The sequence below is a fragment of the Kitasatospora sp. GP30 genome, from assembly GCF_029892145.1.
GTDB classification, from domain to species: domain Bacteria; phylum Actinomycetota; class Actinomycetes; order Streptomycetales; family Streptomycetaceae; genus Kitasatospora; species Kitasatospora acidiphila.
This window is the reverse complement of the sequence record NZ_JARZAH010000006.1, coordinates 44,153-60,696: the sequence shown is the minus strand read 5'-3', so window position 1 is coordinate 60,696 and position 16,544 is coordinate 44,153. Positions and strand designations below refer to the sequence as shown.

The 16,544-nt window shown below is 70.2% G+C and carries 17 protein-coding genes and 1 pseudogene; 9 read left to right on the top strand and 9 right to left on the bottom strand.

Annotated features, from left to right (window positions below; all coding sequences use genetic code 11):
• The first annotated feature begins 160 nt into the window (after positions 1 to 160).
• The 5 genes from P3T35_RS11965 (at position 161) to P3T35_RS11945 (ending at position 5,541) form a co-directional block, all read left to right on the top strand.
• Positions 161 to 607 (top strand): hypothetical protein, encoded by a 447-nt coding sequence (locus P3T35_RS11965; protein WP_101379266.1) that lies wholly within the window; start codon positions 161 to 163, stop codon positions 605 to 607.
• Complete coding sequence (locus P3T35_RS11960) at positions 607 to 2,052, top strand: hypothetical protein (RefSeq protein WP_101379265.1); 1,446 nt, start codon at positions 607 to 609, stop codon at positions 2,050 to 2,052. Before P3T35_RS11965 ends, P3T35_RS11960 begins: the two co-directional genes overlap by 1 nt.
• A gap of 417 nt (positions 2,053 to 2,469) precedes the next feature.
• Positions 2,470 to 2,715, top strand: a complete 246-nt coding sequence (locus P3T35_RS11955) for a hypothetical protein (RefSeq protein WP_101379263.1) — start codon at positions 2,470 to 2,472, stop codon at positions 2,713 to 2,715.
• A 621-nt stretch (positions 2,716 to 3,336) separates the two neighbouring features.
• The gene (locus P3T35_RS11950; RefSeq protein ID WP_143676748.1) at positions 3,337 to 4,350 is read left to right on the top strand and encodes a cytochrome P450; all 1,014 of its coding nucleotides are present in this window, start codon (positions 3,337 to 3,339) and stop codon (positions 4,348 to 4,350) included.
• A gap of 183 nt (positions 4,351 to 4,533) precedes the next feature.
• The gene (locus P3T35_RS11945) at positions 4,534 to 5,541 is read left to right on the top strand and encodes a cupin domain-containing protein (RefSeq protein ID WP_101379261.1); all 1,008 of its coding nucleotides are present in this window, start codon (positions 4,534 to 4,536) and stop codon (positions 5,539 to 5,541) included.
• An 82-nt stretch (positions 5,542 to 5,623) separates the two neighbouring features.
• Here P3T35_RS11945 and P3T35_RS11940 read toward each other — a convergent pair whose 3' ends face one another.
• The 6 genes from P3T35_RS11940 to P3T35_RS11915 form a co-directional block, all read right to left on the bottom strand.
• Positions 5,624 to 5,842, bottom strand: a complete 219-nt coding sequence (locus tag P3T35_RS11940; RefSeq protein WP_180356216.1) for a hypothetical protein — start codon at positions 5,840 to 5,842, stop codon at positions 5,624 to 5,626.
• 936 nt (positions 5,843 to 6,778) lie between these two features.
• Entirely contained in the window at positions 6,779 to 7,450 is a 672-nt protein-coding gene (locus P3T35_RS11935) for an SMI1/KNR4 family protein (protein WP_101379259.1), read from the bottom strand.
• Positions 7,447 to 7,815, bottom strand: a complete 369-nt coding sequence (locus tag P3T35_RS11930) for a hypothetical protein (protein ID WP_101379258.1) — start codon at positions 7,813 to 7,815, stop codon at positions 7,447 to 7,449. Before P3T35_RS11930 ends, P3T35_RS11935 begins: the two co-directional genes overlap by 4 nt.
• Positions 7,816 to 7,866: 51 nt before the next feature.
• A complete protein-coding gene (locus P3T35_RS11925; protein WP_280705798.1) occupies positions 7,867 to 8,385 on the bottom strand; it encodes a hypothetical protein in 519 nt (172 codons plus the stop codon).
• A gap of 1 nt (position 8,386) precedes the next feature.
• Positions 8,387 to 9,247, bottom strand: coding sequence for a haloalkane dehalogenase (locus P3T35_RS11920; RefSeq protein WP_101379257.1), 861 nt, complete (start codon positions 9,245 to 9,247; stop codon positions 8,387 to 8,389).
• Positions 9,248 to 9,330: 83 nt separating this feature from the next.
• Complete coding sequence (locus P3T35_RS11915) at positions 9,331 to 9,597, bottom strand: hypothetical protein (protein WP_101379256.1); 267 nt, start codon at positions 9,595 to 9,597, stop codon at positions 9,331 to 9,333.
• Positions 9,598 to 10,299: 702 nt separating this feature from the next.
• Between P3T35_RS11915 and P3T35_RS11910 the strand changes: the two genes are divergently transcribed.
• From P3T35_RS11910 to P3T35_RS11900, 3 genes are all read left to right on the top strand, one after another.
• Positions 10,300 to 11,475 carry a S53 family peptidase gene (locus tag P3T35_RS11910; RefSeq protein ID WP_280706000.1) on the top strand — a complete coding sequence of 392 codons (1,176 nt, stop codon included), beginning with the start codon at positions 10,300 to 10,302 and terminating at the stop codon, positions 11,473 to 11,475.
• Positions 11,476 to 11,899: 424 nt separating this feature from the next.
• Entirely contained in the window at positions 11,900 to 12,370 is a 471-nt protein-coding gene (locus P3T35_RS11905) for an SSI family serine proteinase inhibitor (protein ID WP_143676747.1), read from the top strand.
• 482 nt (positions 12,371 to 12,852) lie between these two features.
• Positions 12,853 to 13,104, top strand: coding sequence for a hypothetical protein (locus P3T35_RS11900; protein WP_101379253.1), 252 nt, complete (start codon positions 12,853 to 12,855; stop codon positions 13,102 to 13,104).
• Here the strand turns inward: P3T35_RS11900 and P3T35_RS11895 are convergent.
• Positions 13,094 to 13,264 (bottom strand): annotated as a pseudogene (locus tag P3T35_RS11895) (transposase); the annotation flags it as partial. The gene P3T35_RS11900 and the pseudogene P3T35_RS11895 sit on opposite strands and share 11 nt — an antisense overlap.
• 29 nt (positions 13,265 to 13,293) lie before the next feature.
• Between P3T35_RS11895 and P3T35_RS11890 the strand changes: the two are divergent.
• Positions 13,294 to 13,539 (top strand): hypothetical protein, encoded by a 246-nt coding sequence (locus tag P3T35_RS11890; protein WP_180356215.1) that lies wholly within the window; start codon positions 13,294 to 13,296, stop codon positions 13,537 to 13,539.
• 527 nt (positions 13,540 to 14,066) lie between these two features.
• On the opposite strand, the gene P3T35_RS11885 is transcribed toward P3T35_RS11890, so the two are convergent.
• Together P3T35_RS11885 and P3T35_RS11880 are read right to left on the bottom strand one after the other, a co-directional pair.
• Complete coding sequence (locus P3T35_RS11885) at positions 14,067 to 15,230, bottom strand: hypothetical protein (protein ID WP_101379252.1); 1,164 nt, start codon at positions 15,228 to 15,230, stop codon at positions 14,067 to 14,069.
• 55 nt (positions 15,231 to 15,285) lie between these two features.
• Positions 15,286 to 15,594, bottom strand: a complete 309-nt coding sequence (locus P3T35_RS11880) for a calcium-binding protein (RefSeq protein WP_101379251.1) — start codon at positions 15,592 to 15,594, stop codon at positions 15,286 to 15,288.
• Between the last annotated feature and the right edge of the window lie 950 nt (positions 15,595 to 16,544).

The following is a 16,544-nucleotide window of genomic DNA, read 5'->3' as shown; positions in this document are numbered from 1 at the left end:
CGGCGGGGAGCTGCCGGCGACAAAGCAGCAACAACGGGCTGCGGCTGAGCGGGCCTCATCAGCTGAGGCCGCGTCAATATCGCATCAGGGCCCGAGCGTTGATCGTTGGGATCCCGTCAAGAGCGGGTGAACCGGACCGGAAGTCAGATGAGCTGGACGGGTGCCGACCCCTCCACTGCCCGACGTCCCCGGTCCCACCGGCGGTTACCGCAACGCCCCCACCGGGGACCCGCCGTACAACGGGTCGACACCACCGGCGCTGCCGACACTCGACGGCACTCTGGTGGTCGACTTCGCCCAGGTCGGCAAGGCCGGGATCGACGCCGGCAACGCGGCCGACACCATGGCCGCCGCATGGACGACTCTGAGCTCCGCCGCCCTGTTCGGCGCGGCGCCCTGGGGTGACGACCCCGCCCTGGGCCAGGGCTTCGACCAGGTCTTCGCCCAGCCGCGCGATGATCTGCTGAAGGCCGTGCAGGCGCTGCCGGACACCCTGCGGAAGTTCGCCGAAGCCCTCGGCGCCGCCCACAGCACCCTCGAGAACGGCGACGAGAAGACCAGTGAACTCGCCCAGTCGTTCCCGCCTCCCGGTACTGGAGGCGCGTGATGGCGGTCGACGCCCCCAACGCCTCGCTACCGGACGACCTGCAGAACCTGCTGATGATCCTGGTGGGCAACAAGTGGCCCACCGGGAACGAGACCGCGCTGCGGGCCGAGGCGGACGCCTGGACCGAGACGGCGAAGTTGATCCGCGACTCGGTCCGGGACTTGACGGACGCCAAGTCCCGGCTCGACCAGGGCTTGAGCGGCAGCACCAAGGACGCCGTCGACACCTATCTGGCCAAGCTCGCCACCACCGACGACGCCGCGCTGCCGCTCATCGCGCAGTGCTGCGACGCCGCCGCCGACGCGCTGAACAACATGGCGAACGAGATCGAGACCCTGCGCATCGAGATCATCGGCGCGCTGGTGGTCCTCGCCATCCAACTGGCCATCGACGCAGCGATGTTCCTCTTCGGCGGAGCGGAGGCGGCGCCCGTGGAGATCGCCTTCACCAGGGCCATGGTGTGGGCGTTCCTGCGCAAAGCGCTGATCAGCGCGGTGACCCGGGTCAGCGAGTCGGTGCTGGCCCAGGTCGGCTTCGACCTGCTGGCCCAGGTGATCGAGCTGGGTCAGCACCATCGCAAGTCGATCGACGGCGGTGAGCTGGGCACCGCCGCCATCAACGGTGCGATCGGTGGCGCTGTCGGCGTCGGCGCCGGGTGGCTCGGCAAGGGCCTCTCCAAGGGCCTGGGCAAGGGCCTCGGGAAGGGCTTCACCTCGCTGACCGGCCATGAGCCCGGCAGGCTCACCAAGGGCGCGGCCGATCTGGTCTGGAACACCGGCTACGGGGCCCTGACCGGGATGGCCGAAGGCGCGGCGCAGGACGCGGCCTTCGGGCTGTCGGGCGACTATGTGTCCGGCGCGGCCAACGGCGCGTTCGCCGGGGCATGGGGTGCGCGACACGGGGCGATGAACCCCGGGAACAAGTTCTCCATCTCGCCGGCGGACCACATCGAGGGCTGGCTGAACGGCAAGCTGGAGGGGCCGCGCCCACCGGGCGGCGGCTCGTCGGGCGGTGGCTCGTCGGGCGGTGGCTCGTCGGAGATCGAGCTCGGGCCGGTCGGGGATCTGCCCCATGAGCTGCCGCCACTGCCACCGCTGGATACGGACCTCTCGAGCCTGTCCCATGAGATGGGCCACTTTCCCGCCCCCATCGGCGACTTCAGAGCGACGCACGGCGAGGCCTCGACTCCGCCATCCCAGTCCCACGCCCCGAACGACACCTCCACCCGACCGCCCGTCCCCACCAGGCCGCTCCCACCGCTACCGACCGAGCACGCCCCACCGACATCCGGTGGCCCTCCCGTGCTGCCACCCCCGGAGCTCGGGCCGGACCTGCCGACGCATCCGGTCGACCCGACACCACCGCCGAGTCCACACCCGCCTCCGCAGACCGTCTCGGACTCCATCCTGGCGACTCTCAACCCAGCTCTGCACACGAGCTCCTGAGCCGGCTGCTCCGACAGGTAGGGGGAGTCTCAGACGGCAGCCTCCTCGATCAGTTGGACTTCTGCGCTCGACACTTCCGTACCGGCAGCGCGGCGACACCGGCCGAAGGAGGCGGCCGGCAGTAGGTGATGCCCCGTCAGGCATTCTGCGGTGGCGACCACGACTGAGCTCGTCACGCAGGAGCGCTTGCATGGGGCCGGCCTCGTGCAGCGCCTTGGCAAGCTGCAGGGCGAGCCGGGTGCCCCGGACCTCGTAGATGGACGTGCGTTCGGTCTCCGGGGTCTGTGCCAGCTGGCGTGCATCCGGACTGTCCGGCGGGGCGGGCTGGCACTGCGGGATACGGTCGGGCTGCCCAGACGCCAGCCATAAGTTCGCCGTTCAGCTGTGGACGTCCCCGTTGCCGCTCAGAACCACGGCATGCCCTTCGCATCCCGCACGGGCCACCAAGAGCCCGTGCGGTCAGTGACGTTCAGCCCCAGTGGCAAGATCCTGGCCGGCGGCAGCGACGATCGCACCGTCCACCGGTGGGAGGTGGCGACCCACAGCGCCGTCACGACACGCTCGGGCCGCCGCGCACCCGTGACGTCGGTGGCGTTCAGCCGCGACGGCAAGCTGCTCGCCAGCGGCAGCCAGGACAAGACCGTCCCCCTCTGGAGCGCTTGACACTGCCGCACATTTCATCGGAGAGCCGCCGACCGGCGAGTGCGACGTCGCCGCATCCCCTACGGCTACGACATCACCGGCGGTTCACATCTATTTCATGTCCTGCCTGAAAGTGCAGATCGCATCGGCGTCCGTCGAAAAGGGCTGTCAGGGGAGGCTCGCCTTCGGTTATGGTCTGGGATTCATGAGGCCGTTCGGTTTTCGGACCGAAATGCTGAATTTCGATGATGGTGCGGGCACTTCTTGTTTTGCCCGCAATCCCGGGAATGGAGTCAGTAATGAAGATGATCAAGGCGCTCGTCAAGAAGTTCAAGCAGGACGAGGACCTCGCCAACCACGCGTGGATCCTGCACGTGATCTGATGCACCGCCGTCGGCGGAGGACGCGGCCGTGCCGCTGCCTCCGCCGATGTTGCAGAGTGCCTGTCGCCCTGCCCGGCCCTGGCGGCCACGATCGTGTCGGATTCCGCCGCGGACCGGGCCGCGGCGCGCAGCGGCGGTCCTGCCCGTTCCATGCCCGGATTTCTCCGCCTGTCGCGGGGAATGTATTCATCGCCGTTCCAGTGGAGGCGGAATTCTCGTGGAAGAAATGGCGCCGGCGGCGGTGCGCGACCATTCCATCGTGTACGCCCCGCGGATTCAGGACCTGCTGGCCCGGGGGGAGAAGGTATTCCGGATCGACGCGACCACGGTCGGCGTCTCCGACTGCCACCTGATCGCCGAGATCGTCGCGGCGCGTCCTGTGCTGGCAACGGAGCGCTCGGTCTACAAGCCCGCCGCAGGAGCCGACATCCACCACGACACTGCGACACGGACGATCCGCGCGCTGGGGCAGGACGTCATGGCGGGCATCCGGACTCCGCCGCCCCCGGCGCGCGGGCTGTCCGGCGCCTGGCCCTACGCGGCCACCTCCTACCTGCGCCAGTGGCTCTTCTCGTCCGACCCCCTGCCGGTCTCCCTGCTGTCGAAACGCGGCGTCACGCGCTCCGACATGCTCTCCCGGATCGTCGACCGCGCCGTCACCGGATGGCCGGGATCCCCTGCCGAGGGCAAGGGCACCGCGCTGGCCGAGCAGATCCGCGTCGCTTCCGGCACCCAGGACAGAAGGCAGGCCATCGCGCTGTACCGGCGAGCGACGGCCACCCTCTGCGACGGCGTGGCCGCACTGGCCGGCAACGCGCTGTGGCTCATGGGGCCGGCGCGGGAACACGAGGAACCCCGCGCAGACCTCACCGCGGTCCTGTGGGAGACGCTGCGGCTGCTCCCACCCGCCTGGATGCTGTTCCGCATGGGCGGGGACGCGTACACCGGACTGCACCCCGAGATCCGTCCCGAGGACCGCGTCGCGCTTCTCCCACTCCTGATGCACCGCCACCCGGACTACTGGTCCGACCCGCTGGAGTTCCGGCCCGAGCGGTGGGCCGGGGTGGCGGACCCGGAGAACACGCCCGCGTTCATGCCGTTCGGGTTCGACGGTGCCCGCTGCTGGGCCAAGCACCTGGTCGTGCCCCTGGCCGAGCGCCTACTGACCGCGGCCTTCGACCATCGACTCGCCATTCGCAGCCCGCGGGACGAGACGCACGTCCCTCTGCGCTCCCTGCTCTCCGTGCGGTTCGTCGCGGAAACCGGCGCATGACCCGGCGTCGGGCCCTTGCCACGCCCGCCGTTGCTCCGCCCGCCGTTGCTCCGCCCGCCGTTCGACGAGGGCAGGGTGACCACCACGCAGAACCCCTCCCGGCACGGAGCCCGCACACGCCCCCGTTCCGGGCGGGCGCTGCCGGCCGCGAGCACCGAACACCCTGACACCACGGGAAACACCATGGAATCGCCCACGCTGGCCGACTGGGTCGGCGACGTCAAGAGCTTCACCGGCAGCCAGTGGCAGCGCAAGCCCGCGGTCTTCACACCGCAGACACTCGCCTCGCCGTTCGACCTCGACGAGTTGGACGCCGCCTTCGACGGAGGCCTGCTGCGCACCCCCTACCTGGAGATGGTCCGCTCCAACAAGGTCACCGTCCCGCCCGATGCCTACACCACGCCGCGCGTGGTCAACGGCACAACGCACCACGGCTTCGCCGACCGCGCGAAGGTCGTCGCACTCCTGCGCGCCGGGGCGACGCTGCTCCTGCGATGCGTCGACCAGTGGCACCGCCCGACGGGCGATCTGCTGGCGCGGTTGTCCGACGAGCTCGACCGGCGCGTGGAGGCGTTCTTCTTCGTCACGCCCGCCGGCGGTCAGGGCCTCGCGGTGCACCGTGACGACGCCGACGTGTTCGTCCTCCAGGTGGCCGGGCGCAAGACCTGGTACGTCCATGACGCGCCGACGGTGGCGGACTGGTCGCCGGGAGAGCTCCCGGACGACGAGCACTCCCCGCGGCTCCTGCACAGCGTCCTTGAGCCCGGCAGCGTGCTCTACATCCCGCGCGGCTTCGCGCACCGTGCGGTGGGCGCCGCCGGACTGTCCGCCCACCTGTCGCTGACGATCCGCGACATCTCCCTGCAGGACCTGCGGACGGCCCTGGAGCAGCGGTTGTCCGAAGGGCTGGACCTCCCGGCGCGCCCGCTGGGCGAGGCCGCGATCGCCGACGCCTGCGCCACGTTGCTCAGCCACGTCCGGGCGGAGCTCGACACGATCGAGCCAGCGGACCTGCGACTCGCCACCCGGGCCACGCAGGCGCGGCGACCGGCCGCGACGACGCGGGCGGAGACATTCGCCGAGACGGCCCGGAACTGGGAGCCCGGTGGACCCGGCGCCAGGCGCACCGGGGTGGCGTCCGTCAGCCGCACCTGGCGCAGGCTGCGCGACGCGGCACGCGCCGGGGGCTGACACACAGCCACAGCGACAAGCCCGCCCAGGTGAACCGCTGGCGCTGCTGACCAAGCTCGGCGTCATCCCGCACGCCCCACAACTACGGGACGCCGGCCGCCTGCTGGAAGGCGAGATCCCGGCCGCCGCGCTGCACGGGCTCCAACAGCGGCTCCCTGGGCTGCCCCTGGGCGAAGGCGTACTCGAACTGCGTCTCCGCGTACGGGTGCTGAACGCAAGGCCTGGATCGCTGCGGTCGGATCGCTCGGCGCTCGTCTCCGCGCTTGTCTCCCGCGTTCGTTGCCGCTGGCACCACCGTCATCTGCAGCCCCTACCCGATCCACCGCCGCCCTGACCTGTACCCGGCCCGCTTCGATCCCGGGCGGCGGGACGACGACATGCCCTCACCGTCTGACTCCGCATACATCCCGTTCGGCACAGGCCCCCGCTAATGTATCGGCGACACCTTCGGAACGGCCGAAGCCGTACTCGCGGTCGCCACTATCGCGGCCGGCTGGAGCCTGCAGCCCACCTCCCCGGCAGAAGTCCGCCCTGCACTCGCCGGCACATCCGGCCCGCGCAGCTTGCGCATGCGGGCCTTGTCCCGGGTCTCAGCACCCCCGCTACTGGCCGACGAGATGCCTCCAACGATGTCTGACCCGCTCCGGACACCAGGTCGCCAGGTGCGCTCCGCTGTGGACGGACAGCCGGGTTAGACCTCAGTACCACCTCACGCCCCTGCCGCTGAGCGCGTCGTTGGCCCTGCCCCAGAGGTCCTGTCCGGTCCGGAACCGGTGGCAGGTTCCGGACCGGACGAGGCGCCGAATCGGCTGCTGAGCACCAGGCGCTGGAGGGGGAGCTGCGGTTCCGGCCTTCGCGGGCACTTGCGGAATCGGCGCCCGAGACCAAGGCCCGCTGCTCGCGGCGGGTCAATTCACGCTCTATCAGCACACGCTGCGGCTGCATCGCGCAACCCCCGACAGGCCCGCTCCCCAGGGACGGCTATCCGTTCCCGACGGGGGCGACGGCCGCCGCGCCTCCCACGAGCGCCGCATCGACCATTGCGGGCGCGATTACGCGCGTCGCGGGCACGAGGTCGCTGCCGTGCTCGAACAGCGTCTGGCGAGACCGCTGACCCCGGCCGGGCTGCGGCTGGGGGATGCACCCGGCGTTCGTAGCGGAGCGCCTGGCCCGTCTGCAGGTGATGCTGGCGAGCGACGGCGAGTGGTGACTGGGGGCACCCCGCCGTTGGGCTCGGTCACCGGCCGTGGGCCTGTCGGGTGGCAGCGGTCAGCCAGGTCAGGTACCACTCGCGGAAGCCAAGCCGCTCGTGGGGGGTACGGGCAAGCGATTGGAGAGGGCCGTCCGCTGCTCCGAGGTCCACCCACACCGTGCCGCGCTCAGGGCCGGTCACCACGAACCAGTCGAAGTAGCCGCATCCTTCGTGGCTCAGGCAGACCGCGCCTGCGGTCAACGTCGCGCTGAGCGCCTCCCACTCGTCGTCCCAGGCACGGAACGCCACGCGGAACGCGGGCTCGTCGGGGAAAGCGCTCTCGACCGGTTCGCGAGCGTCGTACGCCGCGCGCAGGCGGGCTTGTTCTGCAGGGGAGGGGAACGGCTGGGGCAGCAGAGAGTTGTCACTGCGTACCCCCCGGCCCTCGTTCCAGGCCCAGCCGCGTTCGTCGCGCTGCAGTGGATACAGACCGTAGTGCGGACCGGCCCCGCCTGCGCCCACCTCGAGTAGGAAGCTGCGGTAGTCCGCAGGGAGGCCGACACCGAACTCCTGCTCGGCTTCCGCCACTTCGACCTCGCTCAACGGCGGCAGCAACTCGAAGCGGTGCCCGCGCGCGCCGAACACCTGAGCCGCGTTCGGGGCCTCGCGCAGTGCCAGGACCCGCTCGCGGACGCCGGACCAGGTCGTGGGGTTCATGCCGCTGCTCCACTTCGTCGTACGCCGGCACAGCCCACCAACGAGCCGCCGTCGGCCAGGAAGAGCGCGAAGTGCCAGCAGCGGTCGGGGCTGTCGATGGCCTCCAATCGCACCGGGCGTTCGCCGAGCGCCCGCAGCGCCGACACGCTCTCCGGGAGCCCGATGGTCTCGATGTCGTTCGCGCGCGTGTGTTCGATCCTGACGGTGTACACGCCGGCATGCTGGTCGGCGGGCCGCACCCGGAGCCCATCCAGCGTCAGCCACATGTGCAGCAGTTCCAGCGCGTCGGAGGGCCCGCGCGCGTGCAACCACGAGCACGCCACACGGTCCAGTCGCCGACCGACCAGGTCCCCCGGGATCACCATGCGCGTGATCGTGTCAGGCGGGTGCGCGGACGGGCAATGGGATTGATGCGCCTACAGCTGGTCGCGTCGGCGGGTCAGGTAGGCCGTCTCGGCGGTGTTGCCTGCCAGCGCGATCGCCCGGTCGTACGCCGCCCGCGACTCCTCGCTGCGGCCCAGTCGGCGCAGCAGGTCGGCGCGGGTGGCATGGAAGGCGTGGTAGCCGGCCAGCGGCAGACCATCGATGTCCGCCAGCGCGACGTCCGGGCCGTCGAGCTCGGCGAGCGCGATCCCCCGGTTGAGGCGGACGATCGGCGAGGGGTCGAGCCGGGCCAACTGGTCGTAGAGCGCGACGACCTGCGACCAGTCGGTGTCGCGGACGCCAGGAGCGTCGGTGTGGACGGCGTTGATCGCGGCGAGGATCTGGTAGCGCCCCGGCGCCTCGCCGGAGGCCAGGCGTGCGCGGACCAGGGCGTGCCCCTCGGCGATCAGCTCCCGGTCCCAGGCGCCGCGGTTCTGCTCGGCGAGGGTAGCGCTGTTGCCGGCGATGATCAGGGCCGTCCCGGTACAGCGGCGCTGAGGGCGAGTTCCCAACTCACGGAAACCGTTTCGCGATCGCCGCCGCGATCGCGTCCGGTGCGTGTTCCTGGATGAAGTGCCGTGCACCTGGCAGCTCGACTACGTCGAGATCGGCGAAGGACTCACGAATTCGCGGGATACAGGCGTTCGGACGGAACACCATGTCCCGCATACCCCACACCACCAGGACCGGCTTGTCGCCGAGCAGGACGGGTACGTCCCGGGCGAGTTGGTCCAGTAGGGGCCGCGCGGCGCGAATTTCCCTGGGCATCATGGCGAGTCCGCGCCGGGCTTCCGCGGTGGGCTGCACCGCACGGTAGTGGTCGGCCTCGGCCGCGGTGAGCTTGCGCCCCAGCTCTGCGAGCAGGACGCGCTCGACCAGGAAATTCTCTTCGAGTATCCGCCGCTGCATCGGACGGCTGCTCATGATCATGCTGAACGCCCGATTGGCCATCGCTTCGATCGGCCAGAACAGGGTGTTGCCGAGCACGATCCCTCGCAGCCGATCCGCGCGCGCGGTGACCGCACCCAGACCGATGGGTCCGCCCCAGTCATGTCCCATCAGAACGAAGCCGTCGAGCCGCAGGTGGTCGATCAGCTCGCCGAGGATCGCGGTGTGCTCGGCGATCGTGTAGCCGAAACCCGCGGGACGTTCGGACAGTCCGAAACCCAGATGGTCGACGGCGATGCACCGGTACCGGTCACGTAGGGCCTTCACGATGTGCCGGTAGAGGAAACTCCACGTCGGAGCGCCATGACAGAACAGGAGCGGCGGCCCGGCCCCCTCGTCGATGTAATGCACCCGACCGACGGACGAGTCGAACCAGCGCGACTCGAAAGGGTACAGACTCCCGTCGGGAATGAAGTCGATCAGCATCGGACCCTCCCTCGACTGCCACACTACATGTGTAGTAGCCGAATGTGGCAGGCTCCGCCGAACTGGCCGTCTCCACACTGTGTTCAATGGCCCGTCGCCACACCGTCAAGGACGCCGACATGAGGACGGAGCCGCCGGCGGTGGGTGATGACCTGCACCAGGTTGTTGCGGTCCGCGTCGTAGTACCCGACCTCCAGCTGGTGGAGCACGTCGTCGGCCGTCAACCCGGCTGACAGGCGCTGCCATTCCGGCCGGGGCCGGGCGAGGACAGCTGCCGGTCGGCTGAACTTCCACAGGCTCTCCGCCCACATGGGATCAGCAAGACCGCGACGGTCGAACCTGCCGGACATGACGGCTCCTCAGGGGCTCGCGGAAGCGAACGCGATCCCTGTCCATCAGGACGTCGCCCTGGCTTCCGTGCCGGCGGCGAGCCGCGTCCCGCGCGCGGGTCGCCCACCCTGCACGATGCGACCCGGGGAACGAAGTAGTGCGCCCCGCCCGGCTCCGGTTCGCCCTCTCGTAGCCGGGAGTCATGCATGCGGCGCTCATGAGAATTGGTGACGGTAGGCCAGGCCGTGTCAAGGGCGAGCATGGTGGCGGCGGTCTTCGGCTCGTCGGGTATCCGGAGGCGGAAGCCGCCGCCCCGGACGGTGGCACCGAACCGGCATGCGACACCACGTCAGGTGTGGAACCTGCGGACGTGAGTGCAGGTCAGGGCCCGACACTGGCGCACCTGCGTGGATTCTGTACGTTTCCTGGGAGTGCCATTGTTGTCATGGTCACGTGCTTCTACTCTCTTGCGCAGCCGCCTAATTGACCAGCCTCTGACACCCCCACGGCGCCGGAGGCGGGCGCGGTCGGCCGGCCGGCACCCCACGCCCGCACGGTCTCCCCCCACTTGGTGCGCTGCTTGGTGCACCGCACAGAGGAGCACGTCTTTGCGTACCCACATGACCCCGAACGGCCGGCGCACCACGCTGGCTCTCACCGCCGCGACCGGTCTGGCGATCGCCGGCCTCGGCCTCGGCACCCAGGCTGCCTCCGCCACCACGATGGCGGCCGGCAACGCGCACCACAACGTGACGTTCACCCGATCCTGCGCCATCCCACAGCACGCCGGCTACCTGGCCTGCAACGCCCTGCACGTCACCGGCGGAACCACCGTCAGCACCCGGCTCGCGCACCCGGCCGCCGCCACCCACACCGCCGCCGCGCAGGCCGCCGCCACGGTGTCCGGCTACGGCCCCACCGACATCCAGAGCGCGTACAACCTCGCCTCCGCAGCCGCCTCCAATGGCGCCGGTGAGACGGTGGCGATCGTCGACGCCCAGGACGACCCCAACGCCGAAGCCGACCTGGCCGCCTACCGCAGCCAGTTCGGCCTGCGTGCGTGCAGCACCGCCAATGGGTGCTTCAGCAAGGTGGACGAGAACGGCGGGACCAACTACCCCTCTCCCGACTCCGGTTGGGCCGGCGAAATATCGCTCGACCTGGACATGGTCAGCGCCACCTGCCCGAACTGCAACATTCTGCTGGTCGAGGCGAACACGGCCAGCACTCAGGACCTGGGCACCGCGGTGAACAAGGCGGTGGCGCTGGGCGCCAAGTTCGTCTCCAACAGCTACGGCGGCTCGGAGTCGGCCGACGAGGTGTCGGCCGACAGCTCGTACTACAACCACCCTGGCGTTGCGATCACCGCCTCGGCGGGCGACAGCGCCTACGGCGTCGAGTACCCGGCGGCCTCGCCGTACGTCACCGCCGTGGGCGGCACCTCGCTGACCAAGGACTCCAGCACCCGCGGCTGGAGCGAGTCGGTCTGGGGCACCAGCGCCTCCGAGGGCACCGGTTCGGGCTGCTCCGCCTACGAGGCCAAGCCGAGCTGGCAGACGGACAGCGGCTGCGGCAACCGCACGGTGGCCGACGTCTCCGCCGTCGCCGACCCGGCCACCGGCGTGGCCGTGTACGACACCTACGGCGCCTCCGGCTGGCAGGTCTACGGCGGCACCAGCGCCTCCTCGCCGATCATCGCGAGCGTCTACGCGCTGGCCGGCAATCCGGGCGCGAACACCACGCCGGCCGCCGACCTGTACGCCAAGACCTCCGCGCTGAACGACGTCACCACCGGCTCCAACGGTGACTGCGGCTCCTACCTGTGTACCGCAGGCCCGGGCTACGACGGCCCGACCGGGCTCGGCACCCCGAACGGGACTGCAGCCTTCAGCGGCTAACTCCCGTCCGCTTCCCGTTCGCTTTCCGGCCGATTCCGGTCTGATCCACCAGCGCCAGCCGAGTGACCGGCCGGCCACCGCGCGAGGCCTCCCGGCCGCACGCGGTGGCCGGCCTTCGCCGTTGGAGATGTTGAAAGTTGACCATTCGTCACTGATTGTGGATCAGGACTCCACGGATGGTGTCCATCTCAGCCGTTCGTGCGTGGCCGACTCGCCGAAGTGGTGGGGCTGCCGCATTCGGCGCGCCGGTGCGGGGTGGGATGGGAGTGAAGTCGGGGGGTGACCGTGGCGACTGCGAGGGCGGGATCCGGCCACGGGGACGGCCGTGGTGGGTGGCTGCCGTCCGCCCATCAATTGTGTCCATGACAAGCCCCTGTGCTGATACTGCCGAGTCCGTCCGGACAGTCGACCAAAGGAGTTCGATATGCGTACTCGCAGTGTCCTCAAGGCAGTGCTCGGCGTCGTCGCGGCCGCGGCGCTGGTGGCCGGCAGCGCCCCGCTCGCCGCCGCCGACGCCCCGGTCGCCACCACGCCCACCGCCACCGCTCCCGGCGCCGCTGCTTCTGCCGCCGACCCGGGGCCCGACCTGCTGCTTCTGACGGTGGCGGCGACCGCCCCGAACACCGCCGCAGCGGCCCGCACGGTCACGCTCGACTGCGGCGGCGCGGCGCCGACCGGGGACCACCCCGACGCCGCGGCCGCCTGTGCGGAACTGCTGGGCGCACAAGGCGACTTCAGCGCTCTGGTGCCGTCCCACACCTTCTGTCCGGAGCTCTACCTGCCGGTCACCGCGACCGCCGCGGGCCTGTGGGGCGCTCAACCCATCGCGTACCAGCAGACGTTCACCAACGAGTGCGCGCTGTGGCGCGCGACCGGGCGAGTCTTCGCATTCTGACCGACGCCGCAGGGAGGTGAACGGCCCGGCGAGCGCGGCCGGCGGCCGGGGAACCCCCGGCGCCGGCCGCGCTCGCCGGAACATCTCCCTCATCCGGTGGCCCATGCGGTCTCCCGGTGTTCGATCTTCGCAAGACAGCGTCGCCGGTCGCCTGTCAGTCGGCGCTGCTGTAGGCGGCGCGAGAGTCCACGATCGGCGAGGTCTTGAAGATCGGCGCGATGGCTGAGCGTCAGGAAGAGGCTGTCTCCGGCGTTTACCTGGTTGTCAACGTCCTTTCGCCAGGCTGCTGCCCTCCTTCTGCGGATCCTCATCGAGCACCGTCAGAAGCAAGGCCCCGGCACGTCGTTCGGGTGACGGAGCTGGAGCACCTCGCCCGTCCGAGTGACGACGGAACGACCGATCACGGTCCGGTGGTCGACCGCACCAGCCGGCCACGGGATCGCCACGGGCCTGCTCCTTCCATCCGACAAGGACCCAGTCAGATGCGCCACTTCGCGTTCGCCGGACGCTGCTCGACCGAAGACCTCCAGGACCCCGTGGCGTCCAGGAACTGGCAGTTCACCCCCGCCACCACCCTCATCGCCCCGGCCGAGGGCCGCACCGTCGCCGAGTTCTTCGACATCGGCCACTCCCGCGCCCTGCCCTGGCGCCGCAGGCCCCATGCCTGCGCCCTCCTTGACGGGTCGTGTCCCATGGGCCGGTGGAGTGGTCGCATGCCAACGGTCATGCGGTAGACGGAAGTTCGTCGTGAGTGGGGTAGATCTGTTCCATGCCGGCCTCGGGCAGGTAGCGACGCGGGAAGGCGATCCACTCATCGTGCATCTCGAACAGCACGGCGGTGACCAGCCGCAGGAGCGCGTCGTCGTTGGGGAAGACCTGGACGACGTCGGGCTGGCTCGCCCTCGTCTTCGCCCCCGGCCACCGTGCCGCCCATCCGCCGACTCCACCCGGCCCCCGCGCAGTCCCAGGCGACCGAGATCGAAGCACGAGCCGCGGTCGCCGCCTGCGACCAGCAGCTCGCCCGCTACCGCGAGGCCCTCACCACCGCCATGCGCGCCGTCTTTGCGGAACTTCGAGCCCAGGTGCTGCGCCCGCCGTCGGGCGAGTTGCTCGATGCGGTTGAGTACGTCGTCGAGTGCTGGGACCATCTCGCCCGGGTCCTCAGCTAGGACTGGCGTACGTACGACAACGAGTCGGTCGAGATCGGCTCTGAACTTGCGGCGCTCCACCTCGATTTGTGCGAGCAGCTGCGGAACGACCCGTTGGAGCTGGCCGAGCGCCTCGCCACCCTGGCTGCCGCCTGCGAGGCTGACTGTTGCCTGAACCCGCCGGCTCCGTACCGGCACCTGCTCGGCCCCGATGGCTTGGCCGTGTTCGAGGAGCGTTGGAAGGTTCTGCGCCGTTGGTAGCGGTGTGTCCGGGTTGCCGCCCCGGGTGGTGCATCGCGGCCGTCGGGCGAGTAGTTGCAGCCGTACTGGGTCAGCCGCTCGGGTACGCGTGGGCCTCTTGGTAGGCGTCCCAGATCGCGGTGCGCAGTTCCCTGGACGTGTCCCGCGGAGGCTCAGCACCGAGTGCTGGTCGCCTACGACTCCGTCGAGCACTGGCGCCCCCGAACGGACCCGTTCCGTTGTCGCCCGGGAACCCCCGGCGGGCGGGTGGTGGATGCCGCTCTCCCGCCGGGGGCTGCCGCAGTGGTTCAGGCAGTGAGTCCGGCGTGATTGAAGCGCTCGATGAGGCTGGACTTGCGTTGGTGTTGCTGGCGCAGGAGCGCGAGGCGCTGGCTGAACTCGTCGGGACTACCTGTGCGTTGGCTGACCGCGCGCAGGTCCTTGAGCAGCTCGACGGCGGTGTCGTACTCATGCGGTTTCTTGGTGTCGATCAGTGCGGTGACACGCAGCCAGGTCTGCTCCTGCTGGCCGACCAGGTTCGTCAGGCGCTTCTCGCGGGCGAGCGCGGCCCGCTGCTCCTGGCGGGCCAGTTCCTGCGCCTGGCGCTGGGCGGCGAGGCGTTGCCGTTCAGCGCGACGGACAGCCGCGGCGTCAAGGAGCTGGGCTGCTGTACGCCTCATCGCGTCGGCCGGTGCCTGCCGCGTGGTGCTGTGGAAGCGACGCAGCAGCTCGGCCCGGACAGGCGGGTCCTCGTCTCGGACGACGCGCAGCAGCAGGGCGTTCTTCTCCGCCGCCGGCAGGGCCTCGACCCACCGGGTCAGGTCGCCCTCCGAGGTTGTCGTCGTTGCCTGCGCGGGGCTGGCGTCGGCGGCGACGGCCAGCAGGTCGGGGTTGACCCGCAGGAAGTCGGCCAGGGCGCGCTGCGGTGCACTCAGCGTGGCCAGGCCCGCCGGGACGGGCGGCTCGACCTCGCTCTGGAACTCCTCCTCATCGTCCTCGCGAAGTTCCCAGCCGCTGAGTGCGGACAGCCAGGCCAGGTACAGGGAGCGCAGATCTCCGGTCGCCAGTTCCGCGCGCACGCCGATGAGCGCGGCGAGTGAGTCCTCGGCGTCCTCGTCCCAGTCACCCTCGTCGTTCTCGCTGCTCAGGTCGAGCAGCACGTGCCGGTCGGAGGACCAGGCCCGCACGGACTCCTCGAAGCAGTACTGCCGCGCGGTCCGCAGGTCCAGCAGGTGTTTCGGCAGCCGGATCATCACCCTGTGGGTACCCCAGTTGGCGACGTAGAGATGGGCGTCGTAGTACCGCTCCATCATCCTGTCCGGGCTGCCGCGGAAGTCGCCCCACTGGTAGCTGTTGGTGAACCTGGTCGAGGTCACCCGTGCCCTGGTGGACAGTGCGCGGACTTCGGCGAGTTGGGCCGCGCTGAGCGGGCGGTCGACGGCCAGGAACTCGTAGTACTGATACTCACTCAACGGACCTGCTCCACCGCGCTCACGGGACTGTCGGGACTGATACGGACGGGCACCGTCAGGAGGCCCACCGGCAGAACGCCTCGATCCACTCCGCACCTTCGGGCGCGGGCGACGGAAGCGGCAGGTCAAGGATGCCAATCACCTGTCGATGCGCCCCGTGGGAGCAGACAGCCACGATCTGACTGCCACGAAGATCGACCTCTTCAACGACGACCTCCACCCCGAGCACCGCCGTCGCGAAGGGCACGGCCAGGTGCTCCTCGAACATCGCGTGCCAACCAGAGAGCGCCTCGTCCTCGTCGTAACAGTCGACCGTGGCCTCCTCAGCCATCGCCTCCAGCTGCGCCCTGCTCATCGTGCTCATGACCGCAGAGCGTATCCAGCGTGTCGCCTTCCCGGGGTAGGAAAGCCGAGGTTCTCTACTCCTGAGGGTGGCCACCTCGTTGGCAGAGGCTGGACGAGGCCGACCAAGCGGGGCGGTCTCACGACGCTTTCCCGGCGCGCAGAGCAAGCCGACGGTCGACCAGCCTGACGGGCCTACAGCAGCTCGGGGTGATGGTGATACCGCTGGAACAGCTCTGGCTCAGTATGGTGCGGCCCATCAGCGGACCGGGAACCGGTTGCGCTCCAGCCGCGGCAAGGGCGTGCGCTCGGTCCTCCACTCCGCGATCACGACCGCCCTGGCTCGCTACTGCCGTGACAACGACACACCCCATACCGGCTTCGTGGTCTTGGATTCCCCCGTCGTCACTTACCGCGATCCCATAAGTGACCCGGTCGGCCACGACGTCGACATGACCTGCCGGGCTTACCGCTTCGCCGGCAGCGGCACCGGTAGGCCCGGCTTCTTCCCCCTCACCGCGCCGGCGCCGAGCCACGACCTCGGGCCTTTCTGAAAGGGCGACCTGAGGGCTATGTGATCGAGGGGGACACAGGCCGTCACCCCACGGCGGTCGGGGGTGGTGGGGGGGTACTGGAACTGCTCTGACTGGCGCGTGTTGGTGCTGCTGGTCTCGACGGCAGCACCAGCAGCCTGCGCTGAGCGTGACCACTGCAGAGCGATGGAGCCCTCCCGGGGCTGGCCCACCTGCGCGCCGGTCGGTGCCCGCGCCCCGGACCGCCCCGCCCCCGCCACCACTGTCCTGCAGCCGCTCATGCGCCCCCTGATCGAGCGCCTGGAGGCCTTGTAGCCGCCCGGCACGGCGGCGCGGGACGGCGGCGGCGTCGCTGGCGGGGCCTCGACCGGCGACGCTCATTACGGAATGGAGCCGTTTTATACCGATTCGTAGCAGGACGTGCCCGTGGGATGTGAGG